3 protein-coding genes are annotated in these 1668 nt (G+C 45.6%); all 3 read left to right on the top strand.

Annotation, left to right across the window (positions count from 1 at the left end):
- On the top strand, nucleotides 1–267 hold a 267-nt coding region (locus A3738_RS12885; protein WP_197473841.1), incomplete at its 5' end, for a dihydrofolate reductase family protein.
- Nucleotides 268–269: 2 nt separating this feature from the next.
- Nucleotides 270–929, top strand: coding sequence for a riboflavin synthase (locus A3738_RS12880; protein WP_068478611.1), 660 nt, complete (start codon nucleotides 270–272; stop codon nucleotides 927–929).
- Between the two features lie 40 nt (nucleotides 930–969).
- Nucleotides 970–1668, top strand: a 699-nt coding sequence (gene ribB, locus A3738_RS12875) for a 3,4-dihydroxy-2-butanone-4-phosphate synthase (protein ID WP_068763625.1), incomplete at its 3' end; no start/stop codon positions are given.

Here is a 1668-nt window from a genome sequence, read left to right as displayed (position 1 = left end):
TCTGCGCTTCTCCATGCTCTGGCCGAACAAGAAGTCAATGATCTTTTTGTGGAGGCTGGAGAGAGTCTTTCTGGCAGTTTTATAGATCAAAATTGCGTAGATGAATTACTGCTGTATGTTGCGCCTAAGTTGATGGGGCATCAGGCAAAAGCTCTGGCGAATCTGCCATTTGATCGTATGGGGCAGGCCATAGATTTAGATCTTAAGGATGTTCGACAAGTAGGGGCCGATCTACGATTTCAGTATCAATTTAAGGGCGCTCTTTAGAAATGTTTACAGGTATTATTGAGGCGGTTGGCACCATAGCTGCCATTGAAAGTGCTCGTTCAGGCGCTCAACTTCGTATCAATGTCCAAGCCCTTGATATGAGTGATGTTCAATTGGGAGACAGCATTGCTGTAAACGGAGTTTGTCTGACTGTCACCGCTTTCTCTCCTAATGATTTTTGTGCGGATATCTCCGCAGAGTCATTGCGTTACACACGATTCGCAACGATGCGAGTCGGTGATCGAGTTAATCTTGAAAAAGCGCTTACGCTTTCGCGCCGTTTAGGTGGCCACTTAGTCAGTGGGCATGTTGATGGAATAGGGTCTATAGTTGCTGTCAGCTCAGAAGGTGACTCATTACGTTATACCATTCACTGTTCATCGGAACTTTCGCGCTATATCGCGAATAAAGGCTCAATTACCGTGGATGGAGTTAGTCTTACAGTGACTGGTTTGGTGGATGAAGGATTTACTCTCAATATTGTTCCTCATACCGCTCAGAATACGATTATCCCTGAGTACTCAACTGGCCGAGATGTGCACTTAGAGGTAGATCTTATGGCTCGCTATGCAGAGCGGTTATTGAGTTTTTCAGATGAAAAGCAATCGCCGAAGTCGGTGATTGATGAAGCGTTTTTAGCAAAGAACGGTTACAAGATATAGAAACATACCTAGCTTAATTTGCTGGGTCTTTGGAGGTTGAATGAAGCTCAACACTGTTGAAGAGCTAGTTGAAGATATCCGTCAAGGTAAAATGGTTATTCTGATGGATGACGAGGACCGAGAGAACGAAGGTGATCTCGTTATTGCGGCAGAGCAAGTGCGTCCTGAAGATATTAATTTCATGGCGACACATGCGCGTGGTCTCATTTGTATGACGATGACGAGAGATCGTGCGGATTATTTTGGCTTGCCTCCGATGGCGCATGCAAATAACGCACAATTTTCAACTAATTTTACTGTTTCGATTGAAGCGGCAGAAGGTGTAACGACGGGCATCTCTGCTGCGGATCGTGCTCATACTATTCGGACTGCTGTGGGTCGAAATAGCAAACCCCAAGATATCGTCCAGCCGGGTCATGTTTTCCCAATTGTTGCTCAGCCTGGTGGCGTATTAACGCGTGCGGGTCATACAGAAGCTGGTTGCGATTTGGCGAGAATGGCTGGCTTTGAAGCGGCTTCGGTCATTGTTGAAATTATGAATGATGATGGCACGATGGCACGTCGCCCTGATCTTGAAGAATTTGCGAAAAAACACGATCTAAAAATTGGCACAATCGCCGATATGATTCATTATCGTGCTCTGAATGAGCAGACGGTTACTCGTCAGGAAGAGCACGGCGTTCAAACTGAGCATGGTGATTTTCAGCTGATTACCTACAAAGATACTTTGCAAGGCGAT

The sequence above is a fragment of the Oleiphilus sp. HI0066 genome (genome assembly GCF_001635725.1).
Note: the sequence above shows the minus strand (reverse complement) of the source record. Positions and strands in the feature narration are given on the sequence as shown.